Consider the following 18537-nt stretch of genomic DNA (forward strand, 5'->3'; position numbering starts at 1 on the left):
CCATCCATTTTCTTATTTGGACATCTGATGAACCAAGCCTATATTTGCGACGCACTGCGGACCCCGATCGGCCGCTATGCCGGTGCCTTGAAAGATATCCGTGCCGACGACCTTGGCGCAATCCCGCTGCGCGCATTGATTGCCCGTCATCCCAAGCTGGATTGGGCCGCGCTGCAGGATGTGATTTACGGCTGCGCCAATCAGTCGGGTGAAGACAATCGCAACGTGGCGCGCATGTCTGCGTTGCTGGCGGGTCTGCCGCAGGAAGTGCCGGGCTCCACCATCAATCGTCTGTGCGGCTCGGGCATGGATGCGGTTGGCACTGCCGCGCGTGCGATCCGCTGCGGCGACACCGACCTGATGATCGCCGGCGGCGTCGAATCGATGACGCGTGCGCCGTTCGTGATGGGCAAAGCCGATAGCGCCTTTGCGCGAAAGGCAGAAATCTTCGACAGCACGATGGGCTGGCGTTTCGTCAATCCGCTGATGCAGGCGCAGTACGGCGTCGAGGCGATGCCGCAGACGGCCGAAAACGTCGCCACCGAGTTCCGCATCAGTCGCGAAGATCAGGATTTGTTTGCCGTCGCCAGTCAGAACAAGGCTGCGGCCGCGCAACACAACGGCATCTTCGCGCAAGAAATTACGCCGGTCATCATTCCGCAGAAAAAGGGCGAGCCCATTACGGTCATGCATGACGAACACCCGCGCGCAACCAGCATGGAAACGCTGGCGAAATTGAAAGGCGTGGTGCGCCCGGACGGCAGCGTGACCGCAGGCAATGCCTCGGGTCTCAATGATGGCGCGTGTGCGCTGTTGCTGGCCAGTGAAGCCGCTGCCAGACGGCACGGCCTGACGCCGCAAGCGCGCATTGTCGGCATGGCAACCGCAGGCGTCGCACCGCGCGTGATGGGCATCGGCCCGGCGCCCGCAACCCAAAAGCTGCTGCAGCAATTGGGCATGACGCTGGATCAGATGGATGTGATCGAATTGAATGAGGCATTCGCCGCGCAAGGGCTGGCGGTGCTGCGCATGTTGGGCTTGCAGGACAACGATCCGCGTGTGAATCCGAACGGCGGCGCGATAGCATTGGGGCATCCGCTCGGCATGAGTGGCGCGCGGCTGGTGACAACCGCGATGTATCAATTGCATCGTAGCGGTGGGCGCTACGCTTTGTGCACCATGTGCATCGGCGTCGGCCAGGGAATTGCAATAGTGATCGAGCGGGTCTGATGTGCTTACAATGCTAAACAAGCAATCATGAAACGGGCCACTCAGGCATGAACCAGACAATTATCCCCATCATTGCAACCGGAGGCGACAGGCAGCGCAAGCGCCAGGCACCGAAGGGCCGTCGCGTCGACCCTGCTGCGCTGGCCGAGGTGCAGGCGCTGCTCGGCACCGCGTCGCGTCAGCCTGATCTGCTGATCGAGCATCTGCACAAAATCCAGGACCGCTTCGGCTGTTTGTCAGCCGCACATCTGGCGGCTCTGGCGCAAGAGATGCTTTTGTCCCAGGCCGAAGTGTATGAAGTCGCGACCTTTTATCATCATTTCGATGTCGTCAAGGAAGGCGAGAGCGCACCCGCGGCATTGACGGTGCGGGTCTGCGACAGCTTGTCATGCGAAATGGCCGGCGCGCGCGAGTTGCTGGCAAAACTCCCACAAATATTAGGCAAAGAGGTGCGCGTGATCGGCACGCCCTGCGTCGGCCGTTGCGAGCAGGCGCCGGTTGCCATCGTTGGGCAAACCCCGGTGCCGCACGCCAGCTGCGAGGCGGTTGCTATCAACGTTTCAGCCCAGGTTGCGGCCCAAGTTGCGGCCAAGGCAGTGCAACCTATTCCGGACGGCTGCATCGACTATGCCGCTTATCAAGCGCAAGGCGGTTATGCGTTGTTGCAGGACTGCATTTCCGGCGTGCGCGAGGTCGAATCGGTGATGCGGACAATGGAAGGCTCCGGCTTGCGCGGCTTGGGCGGCGCGGGCTTTCCGGCCGGGCGCAAATGGCGCATCGTGCGCGCGGAAGCCGGGCCGCGCCTGCTGGCCGTGAATATCGATGAAGGCGAGCCGGGCACCTTCAAGGATCGGGTCTATCTGGAACGCGACCCGCATCGCTTTCTGGAAGGCATGCTGATTGCTGCATGGGCGGTCGGCATCGATGCAATTTATATCTATTTGCGCGACGAATACCACGGTTGCCGCACCATGCTGGAAGCCGAACTGGACAAGTTGCGCGCCAACCCACCGATGGCTGCAATGCCGCAAATTTTCCTGCGGCGCGGCGCCGGCGCTTACATCTGCGGCGAAGAATCGGCGATGATCGAATCGATCGAAGGCAAGCGCGGCATGCCGCGTCTGCGCCCGCCCTATGTGGCGCAAGTCGGCTTGTTCGGCCGGCCGACGCTGGTGCACAATTTTGAAACCCTATTCTGGGTGCGCGAGATATTGGAAAAAGGCGAAGACTGGTTCGCCTCCCACGGCAGAAACGGCCGCAAGGGCTTGCGTTCGTTTTCCGTTTCCGGGCGCGTCAGGGAGCCGGGCGTCAAGCTGGCACCCGCCGGCATCACGGTCCAGGAACTGATCGACGAATATTGCGGCGGCATGCAGGACGGCCATACCTTCTATGCGTATCTGCCGGGCGGCGCATCGGGCGGCATTCTGCCGGCGACGATGAACGCGATTCCGCTTGATTTCGATACGCTGCAAGCCTACGGCTGCTTCATCGGTTCGGCCGCGGTGATTGTGCTGTCGGATCAGGATACGGCGGTCGGCGCGGCGCGCAACCTGATGCAGTTTTTCAAGCACGAATCCTGCGGCCAATGCACGCCGTGCCGGGTCGGCACCGCCAAGGCTGCCAGTTTGATCGAACGGCCGAAGTGGGCGCAGTTGGACATCGCGTTGCTGGCAGAGTTGTCGAATGTGATGCGGGACGCCTCGATTTGCGGCCTGGGCCACGCGGCGCCGAATCCGATCGATTGCGTGGTCAAATATTTTTCGCACGAACTGGCCTGACAGCCTGAAGACATTGAGAACCATCATGAACGTGATTGCCCGAAATGAAATGGCGCAACTTGCAGCGCCGCACGTTACCTTCACGTTGAATGGACGCGAAGTGCATGGCAAGGCGACTGAAACCCTGCTGCAGATCGCCAGCCGCGAAGGTATCGAGATACCGCATCTTTGCTACAAGGAAGGATTGGAAGCGGTCGGCAATTGCCGCTCCTGCGTGGTCGAGATCAATGGCGAGCGGGTGCTGGCAGCGTCCTGCTGCCGCAATCCAAGCAACGGCATGGAAGTCACCTCCAATAGCCAGCGCGCCGTTGCGTCGCAAAAAATGGTGCTGGAACTGCTGCTGTCGGACATGCCGGAAACCAGCTACACGCGCAACAATGAAGTCGATTTCTGGAGCCGTGCGCTGGGCGTGGGCAAACCGCGCGGCTTTAACACTCGTGCCAGCGCCCGTGCCCGCGCCAAAGTCCAGTCCGATGTTTCGCATCCGGCCATCACCGTCAACCTGGACGCCTGCATCCAGTGCACCCGCTGCGTGCGCGCCTGCCGCGACGAGCAGGCCAACGACGTGATCGGCCTGGCTTTTCGCGGCGATCAGGCGAAAATCGTGTTCGACATGGATGATCCGATGGGCGCATCCACCTGCGTCGGTTGCGGCGAATGCGTGCAGGCTTGCCCGACCGGCGCGCTGATGCCGGCGCGCGATGCGGCGCTGGCGAAGCCCGACAAGAGCGTTGCTTCGGTCTGCCCGTATTGCGGGGTCGGCTGCCAGCTGACGTATCACGTCAGGGACAACAAGATCGCCTTCGTCGAAGGGCGCGACGGCCCGGCCAACCACGGTCGCCTGTGCGTAAAAGGACGCTACGGCTTCGATTATGCGCATCATCCGCAGCGCCTGACAGTGCCGCTGATCCGGCGCGCCGATGCGCCGAAACGTGGCGACTTCACGATGGACCCGGAGCGCGTGATGGATGTATTCCGCGAAGCCAGCTGGGAAGAAGCGCTGGCGTTTGCCGGCGGCACGCTGGCAAAAATCCGCGACACGCATGGCAAAAAATCACTGGCCGGCTTCGGCTCGGCCAAGGGCAGCAACGAAGAAGCGTACCTGTTCCAGAAACTGGTGCGGATCGGCTTCGGCAGCAATAACGTCGACCATTGCACCCGCCTGTGCCATGCATCGTCGGTGGTTGCGCTGCTGGAAGGCATCGGCTCAGGTGCGGTATCCAATCCGGTGATGGATGTGACCAAGGCGGAAGTGGTGGTGATTATCGGCGCCAATCCGACCGTCAATCATCCGGTAGCCGCAACCTGGATCAAGAATGCGGTGAAGAACGGCACCAAACTGGTGGTGTGCGATCCGCGCCGCTCGGAACTGGCGCGCATCGCGCACCGCTTCCTGCAGTTCAAACCGGACACCGACGTTGCCATGCTGAACGCGATGATGCACGTGATCGTGCACGAGAACCTGGTCGATCAGGAATTCATCGACAGCCGCACCATAGGCTATGCGGAGTTGAGAAAGAACGTCGAGGGCTACAGCCCCGAACTGATGGCCCCGATCTGCGGCATCGATGCCGACACCATCAAATATGTGGCGCGGCTATACGCCAGCTCCAGGGCCTCGATGATCCTGTGGGGCATGGGCGTATCGCAGCATATCCACGGCACCGACAATGCGCGCTGCCTGATCGCGTTAGCCTTGATGACCGGGCAAATCGGCCGGCCCGGCACCGGTCTGCATCCGCTGCGCGGACAAAACAATGTGCAGGGCGCGTCCGATGCCGGCCTGATTCCGATGATGTATCCGGACTACCAGCATGTGACAGATCTGCAAGTGCAAGCCAGTTTCGAACAAAGCTGGAAGCTGCCACCCGGCACGCTGGACGACAAGCCCGGCCTGACGGTAGTGGAAGTGATGCACGCGATCAAAAAAGGCGAAATTCGAGGCATGTACATCATGGGAGAGAATCCGGCTATGTCGGACCCGGATGCCAACCATGCCCGCGAATCGCTGGCCGCACTGGATCATCTGGTGGTGCAGGATATCTTTCTGACCGAGACCGCGTATCTGGCCGATGTAATCTTGCCAGCTTCCGCCTTCCCCGAAAAAACCGGCAGCTTCACCAACACCGATCGTCTGGTGCAGATGGGCCGCCAGGCCATCGATCCACCGGGCGACGCCAGACAGGATTTGTGGATCATCCAGCAGATCGCGCAGCAGCTTGGGCTCGATTGGCATTACGGGCATGTCTCGGAAGTATTCGACGAAATGCGGCATACGATGCCGAGCATCGCCGGCATCACCTGGGACCGGCTGGAACGCGAGCATGCAGTGACTTACCCGTGCCGCAATGAAGGCGATCCAGGCCAATCAGTTGTATTTACTGAAGAATTCCCCAGCGAAACAGGCCGTGCGCGTTTTGTGCCGGCCGACATCATCCCGGCTGCCGAACGCCCGGATGCCGAGTATCCGATGGTGTTGATCACCGGGCGCCAGCTGGAACACTGGCACACCGGCAGCATGACGCGCCGTGCGACCGTGCTGGATGCGATTGAACCCGATCCGGTGGCGCTGGTGCATCCGCTCGACCTGGATGCGCTGGGCGGCAAACCGGGCGATATCGTGACCATCGAATCGCGGCGCGGCACGGTATCGCTGTATGCGCGGGCCGATGACAGTTCGCCGCGCGGGGCGGTTTTTGTACCGTTCTGTTATTACGAAGCTGCGATTAACAAGCTGACCAATGCGGCACTGGACCCATACGCAAAAATTCCCGAATTCAAGTATTGCGCGATTCGTGTTTTCCTGGGCGGCGCGGTGCCGCTACAAGGCAGTTATGGCGGCGGACAAGCGCTGGATAAGTTAGGTAATAAGTTGGGTAAGCTGGCGAGGTAACCGAAGTTGCCATCGACATCAAAAAAGCCGCCTTGCGCGGCTTTTTTTCGACCTTCGTATTTTCCGCCTATTTTTTGTGCATTTCTTCCATTGTCGCCGCTGGCGTGTAACCATCACCCACCGCGCCTGCAGCCAAATATAAATCACATCTGACCTCGTTATAGGCTGCTCGAAATTTTTTGACACAGATTGGCACAGCAAGTCGGGTAATTGATGCAGGTCTGGTGGCAGGCTAAAGCTGCCAGCGCTCGATGTGCCTTTGATTGATCCGGCCATGAAAAAAAGGAGTGCATTTTTATGTTCTCCCTTAAATCCAAGTTCCAAAAATAAAAAATGGCTACCAGCCGAAGCGTGTAACCATTTTGTTGATATTAGCCAGAGGAAATTAGCTGTGCGGCAACGATAAAACTTTGTGCTGCCGGTTGGTGTTAGCAGTGAGATCTTGGCCCTTGCGTGCGATTTCCCACGGCCTCGCAAATACTAATTGAAACTACTGTCCATCATTAATGGCCACTGGTAGAGGCTACGCCTTGTAGGGCTTCGGCAAACGATGCCGTTAAATTCTGCCATTCAATGGGAATGGTGTTGACCACAGGCTTGAAATCTTGCTCGTTTCCAAGAGGAGAGAATTCGATTGGCAATTTTGCTGTTACTGAGCATAGCAAGCGCATGTTTAGCGGAGCGTCTGAATTAACGCATTTTACGCGCACTTCGAGCGCGTTTTTTTGATCAGCCAACAGCGTACCTAGATCTTTTCCGTAATACTTTGGACAGTACCCTGCGAAAAAAGATGGGGACTCAGTGCGCAGGGCCAGTGCGAACGGATCGAAAGCGTTTTGACTATCCCTCATCAAAAATAGTCGAGCACCAGGCTTTAATACCCCGATAAGATCTATCATTTCTTTTGGAAGGTGCGACAGGCTACGCGCAAAAAATTCCAAATTGTAGCGTCCATCATCTGTCACTGCCGGTGGCTGGAAGAGCTCAATCGAGTCTGTTCCTCGAATTCCTCCAGTCAGCGCCAAGATAGCCATCGGATCATCAGCCATGTTTGGTAGACCTAGCCACCGGAGATATTCTTTGAACTCCGGACGTGATTTGTTGATCAGACGGTTGGAGAATAACGGAAAGAGCACGGTCGATTCATATACTGCGTCGAGCCGATTCATTCCGTTAAATGTCTGAAATCCTTTAGATCTAAATACGCCCTGTGTATATGAAAACCGATAGATATCATCCGCTCGCTCTAAGCGGGCTACAGGAATCCATTCTCCTGAGTCGGGTTGTTGCCATGCTACAAAAAGAGTGTTCATTATGAAATTTTTAGTGCGATCAATCGTTCAGAATTTAACTGAAGCAAGCGTGCGGTAAATTCGCGAGTCACATCAGACATGTGTTCTTTCGGGACTTGATTGATTACGTCCCGTATGTTGGCCAAGCTTATGCCTGCTAACCTTTTACGCCATACATCACCCACATCTGGCCGTAATTTCCATGCATATTCAAATGCTTCAGTAGTTAGATAAGATTTGACCTTCGCATCGCCCGCAGCGTTTGGATACAGTGCGGATCGTGCTCGCCTAACGTAGGATTCTATCGATCCGCCCTTGTCGCGAGTCGTCATCATTTGTTTCCGACGCTCGTCAGTTTCGTGTCTGGCCAAACTCGAGCCGTGGTCATAAGAAGGGGCAAGATACAATGCTTTTTCCGTTTTCACGACACCCCAGTTCTCAGAGTGACGGTCTTGATTAGCAATCCAAGCGTCAAACAGTAGATAACCTACGAATATATCTATTGATAAGTTTATACCCTGAATTGGCACATATGATTGTGGCGGATTAAGAAAGTCAGCATTTACCCTTAAGTATGTCAGTACGCGAGATGCTGTGTGGCTTCGTTGAGCATAGAATCGCAACTGCTTATCGTCCTGTGCGACGGTAACCTTCCCCCCCACTAATTCATTGCCGTGAATTAAACGGCCGCCTTCTTGCACAAACGAAGGGGACATGACGCCAAACTTCCCTTGCCATTGGGCTAATTCATATACTGCGTGTGGAATTCCCAGCAATTGCGCCAACTCGCCCGCTAGCTTTTCTGCCCAGTTCTCTCCTGTGCCGGGGCGACCTTCTTTGAAGAGGCATAAACCGCGTAGCGGATCAGTGTACCAAAACTTGAATTTGGTTCCCATCTGTTCGGAGAATTCAGCGGCATCAGGTGGGAGGGCGATTATAGGAAACATTGTTTAAGTGACAATATTACAACAAGATATAATCTCGTCGCCATTTTGTAGAGCAGCCTTTGAAAACACGCTAACACGCATTTAGTGCCCGAAGTAAATGCTCTATTCGAATTGGCTCGTCCAAGGTGTGGTTGCTAAGGATAACTGATTCGCGCCCCAAATATTGAGTCGGCTCGCTGTTGCCTGCTCGAAAATTAAAAAAGGGAACACGTTTTTACGTGTTCCCTTAAATCCAAGTTCCAAAAATTGGAATTCACGTTCCAAAAATTAGTACTTGCTATCGGCTAAAGCCTTGAATTCTTGGGGTGGCTGATGGGGCTCGAACCCACGACAACAGGAATCACAATCCTGGACTCTACCAACTGAGCTACAGCCACCACTGTTTTTTGCTTTTCTACGTTGATTTGCAGAAGACGACGATTATATAAATTTGTGCCTTGCTTGTAAATCAAAATATGCACTAGTTCATTTGTTTTCTAGCTGACTGCCACCATTGCGATGCTTGGCTGCAGGTGCAACAGATTGCTTAAAGCGACTTTTAGCGCTGTTTCGTTGCCGGTGGTGAATGTCTGTAGCTGGCCCGGGTTGCTGGATGTGTTCAGCAACTCATGATTTTTGAGGAGTCGCTCCAGTTGCAAGGCAATTGGCAGGCCGGTGTCGATGATGGTCACTGGCTGAGACGTGGCGCGGCGGGTTGCATCCTGGAGCAGCGGCAGCACGAAAGGGTAATGCGTGCAGCCGAGCACCAAGGTATCGGCTCCCTGTGCAATCAATGGTGCGACATAGCGTTGCACCAGCAAGGCGGTTGCCGCGGATTGCAGTTCGCCTTTTTCGATCTGGTCGGCCAGTCCGGCACAGGCTTGTGTGAATATCCGTACGCCAGTGCTGGTAGCAATGTGTTCGCTCAGTTGCCTGAATTTGCTGCTAGCCAGCGTGCGTTCAGTGGCGAGTACGCCGATAGCATTGTTTTTGGTCAACGCTGCAGCCGGTTTGAGCCCGGGTTCGACGCCGACTAGCGGCAACTGCGGGTAACGCGCTCGCAGTGCCTTGATGGCAGCGGCGGTGGCAGTATTGCAGGCCACTACGATGGTTTTGGCACCGTTTAGCAGCAGGAAGTCTGTAATTGCCAGCGTACGGTTGACGATGAATTGCTCGGTTTTTTCACCGTAGGGGGCAAAGCCAGAGTCAGCAAAATACAGCAAATTTTCTTGTGGTAATTGGGCCTGGATATGGCGCAATACCGACAGGCCGCCGATGCCGGAATCAAAAATGCCGACGGGTGCATCTGCTGCCGTAAAAACGCTGGCGCGCACGGAGGAATTGGTCAAGGGACGGTGCGAAAAAGTGTATGGGGTGATTGGATTGCCGGGCGAAGTAGCCGAAAACAATATTCGGTACTTCGCCCGGCGAGGGCAGATCCGTATTTACTTGGTGGTGACTGCGATATCGCCCACGGAGGTTGCGGCAATCCGGGCTTGCCATTCTTTCGGCCCGGTATCGTGGACTGAGGTGCCGTTAGCATCGACCGCTACCGTAACCGGCATGTCTTTCACGTCAAACTCGTAAATTGCTTCCATGCCGAGGTCGGCAAAGCCAACCACTTTTGCGCTCTTGATGGCTTTCGAGACCAGATAGGCTGCGCCGCCGACCGCCATCAGGTAAGCCGATTGGTGCCGCTTGATCGATTCGATCGCAACCGGGCCGCGCTCCGCTTTGCCGACCATGGAAATCAGACCGGTTTTTTCCAGCATCATGTCGGTATATTTGTCCATCCGTGTCGCGGTGGTTGGGCCGGCCGGGCCGACTGCTTCGTCGCCAACCGGGTCAACCGGGCCGACATAGTAAATTACGCGATTGGTGAAATCGACCGGCAATGGCTCGCCCTTGGCCAGCATGTCCTGGATGCGCTGGTGAGCGGCGTCGCGGCCGGTCAGCATCTTGCCGTTCAATAGCAGCGTCTGGCCCGGCTTCCAGGATGCAACTTCGGCCTTGGTCAAGGTATTGAGGTCGATGCGTTTGGATTTTTCAGTGTCCGGTGCCCATTGCACTTCCGGCCAGTCTGACAGCGACGGCGGCTCCATGAAGACCGGGCCGGAACCGTCGAGCACGAAATGTCCGTGGCGCGTTGCCGCACAGTTCGGGATCATTGCCACCGGTTTGGAAGCGGCGTGGGTCGGATACATCATGATTTTCACGTCGAGCACCGTGGTCAGGCCGCCCAAGCCCTGAGCGCCGATGCCGAGCGCATTGACTTTCTGGAACAGTTCGATCCGCAGTTCTTCAGTCTTGTTCTGCGGGCCGCGTTTAAGCAGGTCGTACATGTTGATGTCTTCCATCAGCACTTCTTTTGCCATCAGCATGGCTTTTTCAGCAGTGCCGCCGATGCCGATCCCTAGCATGCCCGGCGGGCACCAGCCGGCGCCCATGGTCGGCACGGTCTTCATGACCCAGTCCACCACTGAGTCGGATGGATTGAGCATCACGAACTTGCTCTTGTTCTCCGAGCCGCCGCCTTTAGCTGCAATCTGGACCTCGACTGTATTGCCCGGTACCAACTCCATGTGGATCACGGCCGGTGTGTTGTCGCGGGTATTTTTGCGCTCGAAAAGCGGGTCAGCCACGATCGAAGCACGCAACTTGTTTTCCGGATTATTGTAGCCGCGTCGCACGCCTTCGTTGATGGCGTCGGCGATGGAGCCTTTGAAACCTTCAAACCGGACTTCCATGCCGATTTTCAGAAACACATTGACGATGCCGGTGTCCTGGCAGATCGGGCGATGGCCTTCGGCGCACATCCGGGAATTGGTCAGAATCTGCGCAATCGCATCCTTGGCTGCCGGGCTTTGCTCTGCCGCATAAGCGCGCCCCAGATGCGCAATGTAGTCGGCCGGATGGTAATAGCTGATGTATTGCAGCGCGCCGGCAACGGATTCAATAAGGTCGTCCTGCTTGATGATGGTCATGATGGTTCTCGCTTGGCTAAAATTAAGGATTGCTATTCTTTTGGCGTATGCAGGCCGGAATGGGGTTGCAGTCGACAATCATCGGTAGACAGTTGAGCCCAGGAGCTGTCGTGCTGGTGTATGAATGAAGGGTGAATTGGGCTCGGTCTGTGGTAATAATTGCAATGAACGGATTTGCAAAAAAATGGATTTTGGAAATTTTTTAACGCGTCGCATGCTAAGCGGACATTTTTCATGGGTTTCCATGCAAAAAATATACTGGCATTTGTATTTTTTAAGTAGCCCTAAAACAATGCGGTAATATCAGTATTTTTATCTATACTCCAACATTAAATTCATTATTTAAGGGCGTTCTGCGCTTGTTTTATGGCTCTCCAAGCATCCTTCTATTGTTTCTGAACCAGACGGGATTTTACACTTGCTGGCCATGAAGTCGACACACGGGCGATTCTTGACCCGATAAAACCCATGCCGGCGCCGCTCGGCGTGAAAACCTAATCCGGGATTACGCTCAAGTTTTGAGGCGATAAAATCGTCACAACAATGACGAAACGCAATAACGCAGACGGCAAAGCTGGCATAACCAAGAATGTGTTTTGGCGAAATTCAGCGGAAAGAAAGAAATAAGCAGAATTTCTCGACTTTATGACACATGCAACGCCAGGTTTTCAAGTACGCATGTTTGTGCTGCAGCGTATTGATCGTATGCCCGGTTCCGGATGTGTAAGACTTTAGTAAGAGTAAAAGTCTATGTTATCAACTAAATCATCATCACATGGAGAAGACAAATGGCAGGCATTGAATCCACAAATCAAGAGAGTCGTGTTTTTCTGCCGCCGGCAGAGTTCGTCAAGAACGCCACCATATCCGGCATGGATGCCTACAATGCGATGTGCGCCGAGGCAGAGCAGGATTACGAAGGTTTCTGGGCTAAGTTGGCACGCGAAAACATCCTCTGGCAAAAACCTTTCAGCAAGACCCTCGACGAATCCAATGCGCCGTTCTACAAATGGTTCGAAGACGGCCATCTGAACGCCTCTTACAATTGTCTCGACCGTAATCTGGAAAACGGCAACGCCGACAAGACTGCCATCATTTTTGAGGCCGACGACGGCAGTTCCACCAAAGTCAGCTACCGCGAATTGCACCGCACCGTCTGTAAATTCGCCAATGGCTTGAAATCGCTCGGCGTCAAGAAAGGCGACCGCGTCGTCATCTACATGTCGATGTCGGTCGAAGGCGTAGCCGCGATGCAAGCCTGCGCACGCATCGGCGCCACCCATTCGGTCGTGTTCGGCGGCTTCTCCGCCAAGTCCCTGCAGGAACGCATCATCGATGCCGGCGCCGTTGCCGTTATCACCGCAGATGAACAGTTCCGCGGCGGCAAGCATCTGCCTCTGAAAGCCATCGTCGATGAAGCGCTCGCACTGGGCGGTTGCAGCACGATTCGCAACGTCATCGTCTATAAGCGCACCGGCGGCAACATCAGCATGGTCGAAGGACGCGATCTGTGGCTGCACGATCTGCTACAAGATCAGGCCGAAAGCTGCGAGCCGGAATGGGTCAGCGCCGAGCATCCATTGTTCGTCTTGTACACGTCCGGTTCCACCGGCACTCCTAAAGGCGTGCAGCACTCCACTGGCGGTTTCCTGCTATGGGCGATGCTGACCATGAAGTGGACCTTCGACATCAAGCCTGACGATGTATTCTGGTGCACCGCCGACATCGGCTGGGTCACCGGCCATACCTACATTGCCTACGGCCCGCTGGCAGTCGGCGCCACCGAAATCATCTTCGAAGGCATTCCAACCTACCCGAACGCCGGCCGCTTCTGGGACACGATTGCCAAACACAAGGTCAGCATCTTCTACACCGCGCCGACCGCGATTCGTTCATTGATCAAGGCCGCCGATGTAGACCCGAGTGTCGCCCCGGCAAAATACGATCTGTCCAGCCTGCGCTTGTTGGGCTCGGTAGGCGAGCCGATCAATCCGGAAGCCTGGATGTGGTACTACAAGAATATCGGCAATGAACGTTGCCCGGTAGTCGACACCTTCTGGCAAACCGAAACCGGCGGCCACATGATCACCCCGCTGCCGGGTGCTACGCCGATGGTGCCAGGCTCTTGCACACTGCCATTGCCAGGCATCATGACGGCGATTGTCGACGAATCAGGGCAAGACATGCCGAACGGCCAGGGCGGGCTGCTGGTGGTCAAGCGCCCTTGGCCGGCCATGATCCGCACCATCTGGAACGATCCGGAACGCTTCAAGGCAAGCTATTTCCCAGCCGAGCTCGGTGGCAAGACTTATCTGGCCGGTGACGGTGCAATCCGCAATCCGGATACCGGTTATTTCACCATCACTGGGCGCATCGACGATGTGCTCAACGTTTCCGGTCACCGCATGGGTACGATGGAGATCGAATCGGCACTGGTGGCTAACCCGCTGGTGGCCGAAGCCGCGGTGGTCGGTAAGCCGGACGACACCACGGGCGAATCGATTTGCGCCTTTGTGGTGTTGAAACAGACGCGTCCAATGGGCGATGACGCCAAACGGATCGCTACCGAGTTGCGCAATTGGGTCGCCAAGGAAATCGGCCCGATTGCCAAGCCGAAGGAAATCCGCTTCGGTGACAACCTGCCGAAAACCCGTTCCGGCAAGATCATGCGCCGCTTGCTGCGTGTGCTGGCCAAGGGCGAGGACATCACGCAGGACATCTCGACACTGGAAAATCCAGCCATTCTGGAGCAGCTGAAGCAGGCACAGTAATTTCAGTAGATGTGCCAGAACGGTGCATTGGTCAGATGCACCGTTTTTAAATTTTAAGATCCCGTAATTAGTTAACACTGGCAATATTTACATATTGTTTGTTATAATCTGCGGCTTCGCGAAAGCGAAGATGCAGGAGAGATGGATGAGTGGTTGAAGTCGCACGCCTGGAAAGCGTGTATAGGTTCATAGCCTATCGGGGGTTCGAATCCCCCTCTCTCCGCCACAGTGTTTATAAGGCCTCCCAAGTGGGAGGCCTTTTCATCAGAGGCGGACATGCCGTTACTTGTATTGTAGGAATCTCCGTTCTATAGACCGGGGAAGACGTCAAGTGCTCTGTGGTAGCAAATATAAAATTTTTGATTTGCAGTAAGTGTAAACAACTTGTAAAGCTTTTCAGACCGGTTACAATTCGGCCTACTCCTACAGGATCACAAAGCTTTATTTCTAGGTAAGTTGTTTTAAATGGTTGCATGCCCGGGTGGTGAAACTGGTAGACACATCGGACTTAAAATCCGCCGCTTACCTGAAAAGGAGCGTGCCGGTTCGATTCCGGCTCCGGGCACCAAGAACATGTATTAAGAAGTCCAAGTTAGTCCAATAACCCGCATCAAGCCCAGTGCTGATGCGGGTTTTTTGTTGTCTTACGCCATTTCAAGTAGTAAATAACTTGATTAACCCAATTTAATAATTCTGGTTTAATTTTTAGATTGTTATTCCATGCGAGCGCCATTTTCGCTCAATGTACAGGTTATGAAATGCGCTCTGTTTTAACTCCCAATTTCAAATCGCAGATATCGTATTTCGACATTTTTGTGCCGGAAATCGTAAGCTCACGAAAATTGCATGTGCGATCGCATTTTCATCACTGGGGCAAGAGGTTCGCATCTTTACGCTTAAAAATGAATTGTGAGTAGCTAGCAGCTAGTTATTTTTTAGTCAAGAAGTTCCGTCATAGTTATTGCGCCATCTCAAAATCTCGTTATCACGCGCCTTTTATAATTTGGCTTGTGTATGCTTTTATGTATATCGATCGATTCAATTTAGTCGCTCGCTGCCCACAACGGCAGCCGATGGCTGAGGATCTACTATGTTGACGACTACTTATTCGCTCATCGTGTTTTCTGCTGAAGAAAACGGCACTCGTACAAAATTAGCGTCATTGCACGATCATATCCAGCAGAGAATGACGGGTATTTCTGTGATGGATAGCGCCATGATAGATGGCGTATTAGCGCAATTAAACCATTTTCATGAATGCGCTCAGTGCCGCAAGATAGATATCTACCTGATAAGCAGAATGCGCAAAATGAGTCTGTATGCAGGTTCACTGTTGGCAGAGCTGGAATCATTGGGCTTGCTGAGCCTAAACATATTGCGTTCGATAAGGGGGAAGCTGACGCAGGCGATCGAACAGGGAGGCTTGCGTGTGCTTGAATTGCGGGAAGCCGTCGAACTGTACTGCACCACAGTGTTGAAGAAAGTTGACAAGGAAGAAAACGCGTTATTCCCAATGGCAAGCCGAATTTTGACGGCAGAAGATTGGTTTCAGATTGCCAGACAATTACTGTCTCACAATGCCAAGATAAGCACTTCCGCTGCGGTGCCTGTTGCGTCCCAAAAGGTTGGTGTGCGATTGGATTAACACGGTCTTATTCGATAACAATACCAACGGTTAAAGCATCGACCCGCGCGCTATTGCAATTGCGCCAGGCAGTACGCGTAAAAATTTGGTACATGTCGCCATAGAAAGATGATGCATCGACATGCCATCGCTGTAAAAACATCTCGATTCTGTAAGACAGACAAGCTGTCAGTTGACAAAAACGACTGCAGGAAGGCAGCGGCTTGTTATTATGTGCGCCTTGTTCAACCTTCCTCGTCCTCGTCATGTTTTCTTTCCTTTTCAGGCGTTCTGCCAAGAAGTCCTTATCCGTACCGCCAGTGGCGCGGTCTGCGTCGGCTGAAGCTAAAGTGCAGCAAGAGAATGCCCGGCAAGCGGCTCTGGCCCAGGCCGGCGCTCTGGACGGCCAGGAAACAGCCGCAGTCGAATTTATCCTGCAATGCGGGTTTGCCGATGCGCGCCTGATAGCGGCCGCCCACATCAGTTCGCAACCGCTGCAGGAACAGGTGCGCAGTGCGATGCGCAATACCGATCGCCGCGTTGCCCGATTGATGCAAGGCAAAATCGAGTCCAGCCTGCAACTTGCCCAGTGCGAACAGCGTGCGCAAGAAAGTTTGGAACAGGCCCATCGACTTGTTGTCGATCCCCAATTGATGCCGAATCAGGTCGCCGATCTGGACCGGGTTTGGACTGCAATCAATGTGCCGGTAGGGCAAACCCGGCAAACATTCGAGACCGTTCGTGCCACTTTGCACAGTCGCCTGACGTGTCAGGTGGAATTGCAGCGTGCGTTAATCGATGCGCTGGCCCGGTTGCGCGAGGTCACGAACGCACTTGACGATGCGCCGTCCGACGTCAGCGTTAGCGCCAGCATGCTCGATGAACTGGCGCTGGCGGTGGAGCAGCATGCCGCTGCCACTGAAGTGCCGGCGTTGCCGAAGCACTTGCTGCCGGCTTGCCTGAAAGAACTGGAGATGGCGCGTCAGAAACTGGCAGTGCAGCAGCGCCAAAGCGCACTGTTGGCCAGTGCAGTATTACTTACCGCAAATGAAACAGAGACGCCACCGGCACCGGAGGCATCATCTGCGGCTGGACCAGCAGGCAGTGACGAGGCCGACCTGGATGCGCATTTTCAAGATGCTGCGCCAGCGACGTTGACTGCGGAGCCGGTTATGTTGGAAGCAGAACCCGCAGCGCCCCAGCCAACTGCGACACCGCAATCAGCAATAGATCCTGTAGCGGTCGCCCAGTTGCAGGAACTCAAGCAGCGCTTTGCCGAAGCACTGGATGGCATGGAAAAAGCGCTGGAGCAAGGCTTGTTGCAAGTGGCTTGCGAGCACGACAAGGCGTTGCGCGCAATCGATGCCAAATTATGCAAGCCGTCGGCCGCACAAGCGCCGCACTTGGCCAAGGCCAGGGTCGAACTGGCGCACCTGATGAGTTGGGCGCGATGGGGCGGCAATGTTTCACGCGAAGAATTGCTCAAGACTGCCGAAGAATTGCCGCTGCAGAAATTGCCGCTGGCAGAACTGGGTAAAAAAATCGGTAGCCTGCGCGAGCGCTGGAAGTCGCTCGACGTTTCGGCCGGCGCGTCATCGCGCGAACTGTGGCATCGCTTCGACGCCGCCTGCAACAGTGCCTATGAACCGGTTGCCGCCCATTACCGGGAACTGGCCGAGGAGCGCCAGCAAAATGCAGTCAAGGCGCAGGCATTGCTGGAACAATTGCGCAGTTTAAGCGCAGAAACGCAGGATGCATCTGAGGTCGACTGGAAGAATGTCGCGCAACAATGCCAGCGCATGCAGTTGGCATGGCAGCGGCAGGGCATCATCGAGCGCAAGGAGAAAAAACGTCTGGACGCCGAATTTGCCGCTGCCCTGTCCGTACTGGCCGATCCTTTGGCGCGCGAGCGCGCCGCCGCCATCGAGCGTCGCGAACGCCTGATCACTGACGCCAGCGAGATTCGCGCCGATGACCGTACTGCGCCCGAGGCGTTGCGTGCCTTGCAGGCACGTTGGCAAGAGCAATCGCTATCCCTGCCGTTGGAGCGGCGTGACGAACAGGCGTTATGGGTGCGTTTTCGTGAGGCTTGCGACGCGGTTTTTGCCAAGCGCAAGGAAACGGCACAGGTCGCCGATGCTGATCGGTTACAGAATTTGCAGCAAAAAGAAGTGATATGTGCCGGACTGGAAGCCGCCGCGAAGGAATCTCCCGCTGCGCTGGGCAAGATTTTGCGCGAGTTGCAAAATGAATGGAGCCAGACCGGCTATGTGCCGCGTGCCGCCGAGCAGCAACTGACGCAGCGTTTTGATACCGCGGTGGCTGTTTTGCAGCAACGCATGAATACGATCAAACGCGCCGCGCAAACTAGCGAACTCGATGCGTTGCATCGCAAACTATCCCTGTGTCAGGCGGGCGAGGCGGCAATTGCGCAGGTGCCGCAGCCAGATAGAGACTGGTCCGCCGAATGGTCGCAGCAAGCGCCGCTGGCAGCACATCTTGAGCGTGCGTTGCAGATGCGCTTTTCCGCGGCGTTGACGGCTTTGGCAGCCAATGACAGCGGGTATGCGGCAACGTTGGCCGATAACAGCGCGCAACTGGGACAGGAATTGTTGCGGCTGGAAATCCTGCTGGGCTGCGATAGTCCGGCAGAATTGTCGCGTGAGCGTCTGAAGATGCAGGTGGAAGTTTTGCAATCCTCGCTGCGAGCGGGACAAAAGCAGATCACGCAACAGGAGCAACTCGTCACCTTGTGTGCATTGCCTGCCGCAACCGACGCCCAAAGTGCGCAGCGCATCGCGGATTTGCTGCAGAAAATGAAAAGCGGTGACTGATGAGATTCAGTGCGGGAATGCACTGATACCAAGCATGTGCATCATGGCGGAAAACAATGTCCACGAAAAACACGAAAGGCACAAATCTAAACAGCAAGACAGTACTGGAGACCGGTAATAGGTGTCCAGGTTCACGCGAGCGCTTGACGCATTTCCCGTATTAATTGATTTTCATGGAGTATATTTTATGTTCGCATATGATATA

10 protein-coding genes and 3 tRNA genes are annotated in these 18537 nt (G+C 55.2%); 8 read left to right on the plus strand and 5 right to left on the minus strand.

All coding sequences use genetic code 11. The annotated features are described in order from the left end of the window. The first annotated feature begins 27 nt into the window (after nucleotides 1-27). The 3 genes from pcaF to fdhF are packed head-to-tail and all read left to right on the plus strand — an operon-like array spanning nucleotide 28 to nucleotide 5901. Entirely contained in the window at nucleotides 28-1230 is a 1203-nt protein-coding gene (gene pcaF / locus KGFNPO_RS04175) for a 3-oxoadipyl-CoA thiolase (RefSeq protein WP_472633237.1), read from the plus strand. A 47-nt stretch (nucleotides 1231-1277) separates the two neighbouring features. Further along, complete coding sequence (locus tag KGFNPO_RS04180; RefSeq protein ID WP_472633238.1) at nucleotides 1278-3008, plus strand: NADH-ubiquinone oxidoreductase-F iron-sulfur binding region domain-containing protein; 1731 nt, start codon at nucleotides 1278-1280, stop codon at nucleotides 3006-3008. 25 nt (nucleotides 3009-3033) lie between these two features. After that, nucleotides 3034-5901: a formate dehydrogenase subunit alpha gene (gene fdhF / locus KGFNPO_RS04185; protein WP_472633239.1), complete on the plus strand. Its 2868-nt coding sequence runs from the start codon at nucleotides 3034-3036 to the stop codon at nucleotides 5899-5901. Nucleotides 5902-6404: 503 nt separating this feature from the next. On the opposite strand, the gene KGFNPO_RS04190 is transcribed toward fdhF, so the two are convergent. From KGFNPO_RS04190 to KGFNPO_RS04210, 5 genes are all read right to left on the minus strand, one after another. Further along, nucleotides 6405-7214 carry an HIRAN domain-containing protein gene (locus tag KGFNPO_RS04190; protein ID WP_472633240.1) on the minus strand — a complete coding sequence of 270 codons (810 nt, stop codon included), beginning with the start codon at nucleotides 7212-7214 and terminating at the stop codon, nucleotides 6405-6407. Beyond that, a complete protein-coding gene (locus tag KGFNPO_RS04195) occupies nucleotides 7214-8140 on the minus strand; it encodes a HipA domain-containing protein (RefSeq protein ID WP_472633241.1) in 927 nt (308 codons plus the stop codon). Before KGFNPO_RS04195 ends, KGFNPO_RS04190 begins: the two co-directional genes overlap by 1 nt. Nucleotides 8141-8441: 301 nt before the next feature. Beyond that, nucleotides 8442-8517 (minus strand) — tRNA-His (locus tag KGFNPO_RS04200). 99 nt (nucleotides 8518-8616) lie between these two features. Beyond that, nucleotides 8617-9468 carry a glutamate racemase gene (murI, locus tag KGFNPO_RS04205; protein ID WP_472633242.1) on the minus strand — a complete coding sequence of 284 codons (852 nt, stop codon included), beginning with the start codon at nucleotides 9466-9468 and terminating at the stop codon, nucleotides 8617-8619. A 96-nt stretch (nucleotides 9469-9564) separates the two neighbouring features. Next, on the minus strand, nucleotides 9565-11103 hold the full coding sequence (locus KGFNPO_RS04210) for a fumarate hydratase (RefSeq protein ID WP_472633243.1): 1539 nt from the start codon (nucleotides 11101-11103) through the stop codon (nucleotides 9565-9567). A 788-nt stretch (nucleotides 11104-11891) separates the two neighbouring features. Between KGFNPO_RS04210 and acs the strand changes: the two genes are divergently transcribed. The 5 genes from acs to KGFNPO_RS04235 all read left to right on the plus strand — a co-directional run bounded on the left by acs (nucleotide 11892) and on the right by KGFNPO_RS04235 (nucleotide 18332). Beyond that, a complete protein-coding gene (acs, locus tag KGFNPO_RS04215; protein ID WP_472633244.1) occupies nucleotides 11892-13874 on the plus strand; it encodes an acetate--CoA ligase in 1983 nt (660 codons plus the stop codon). A gap of 135 nt (nucleotides 13875-14009) precedes the next feature. Then, nucleotides 14010-14100 (plus strand) — tRNA-Ser (locus tag KGFNPO_RS04220). A 249-nt stretch (nucleotides 14101-14349) separates the two neighbouring features. Beyond that, nucleotides 14350-14442: transfer RNA gene (locus KGFNPO_RS04225), tRNA-Leu, on the plus strand. Between the two features lie 522 nt (nucleotides 14443-14964). Next, nucleotides 14965-15519: a hypothetical protein gene (locus tag KGFNPO_RS04230; RefSeq protein WP_472633245.1), complete on the plus strand. Its 555-nt coding sequence runs from the start codon at nucleotides 14965-14967 to the stop codon at nucleotides 15517-15519. Nucleotides 15520-15764: 245 nt separating this feature from the next. Then, nucleotides 15765-18332, plus strand: a complete 2568-nt coding sequence (locus tag KGFNPO_RS04235; RefSeq protein WP_472633246.1) for a DUF349 domain-containing protein — start codon at nucleotides 15765-15767, stop codon at nucleotides 18330-18332. Nucleotides 18333-18537: the final 205 nt, after the last annotated feature.

It is taken from the genome of Gelidimonas diazotrophica, assembly GCF_055694025.1.

Excerpts from the sequence above, each read along its gene's own strand:
- fdhF (WP_472633239.1), top strand. The coding sequence starts at position 3,034 with ATGAACGTGATTGCCCGAAATGAAATGGCGCAACTTGCAGCGCCGCAC.
- KGFNPO_RS04180 (WP_472633238.1), top strand. The coding sequence starts at position 1,278 with ATGAACCAGACAATTATCCCCATCATTGCAACCGGAGGCGACAGGCAG.
- KGFNPO_RS04195 (WP_472633241.1), bottom strand. The coding sequence starts at position 8,140 with ATGTTTCCTATAATCGCCCTCCCACCTGATGCCGCTGAATTCTCCGAA.
- KGFNPO_RS04190 (WP_472633240.1), bottom strand. The coding sequence starts at position 7,214 with ATGAACACTCTTTTTGTAGCATGGCAACAACCCGACTCAGGAGAATGG.
- pcaF (WP_472633237.1), top strand. The coding sequence starts at position 28 with ATGAACCAAGCCTATATTTGCGACGCACTGCGGACCCCGATCGGCCGC.
- KGFNPO_RS04235 (WP_472633246.1), top strand. The coding sequence starts at position 15,765 with ATGTTTTCTTTCCTTTTCAGGCGTTCTGCCAAGAAGTCCTTATCCGTA.
- KGFNPO_RS04230 (WP_472633245.1), top strand. The coding sequence starts at position 14,965 with ATGTTGACGACTACTTATTCGCTCATCGTGTTTTCTGCTGAAGAAAAC.
- acs (WP_472633244.1), top strand. The coding sequence starts at position 11,892 with ATGGCAGGCATTGAATCCACAAATCAAGAGAGTCGTGTTTTTCTGCCG.
- KGFNPO_RS04210 (WP_472633243.1), bottom strand. The coding sequence starts at position 11,103 with ATGACCATCATCAAGCAGGACGACCTTATTGAATCCGTTGCCGGCGCG.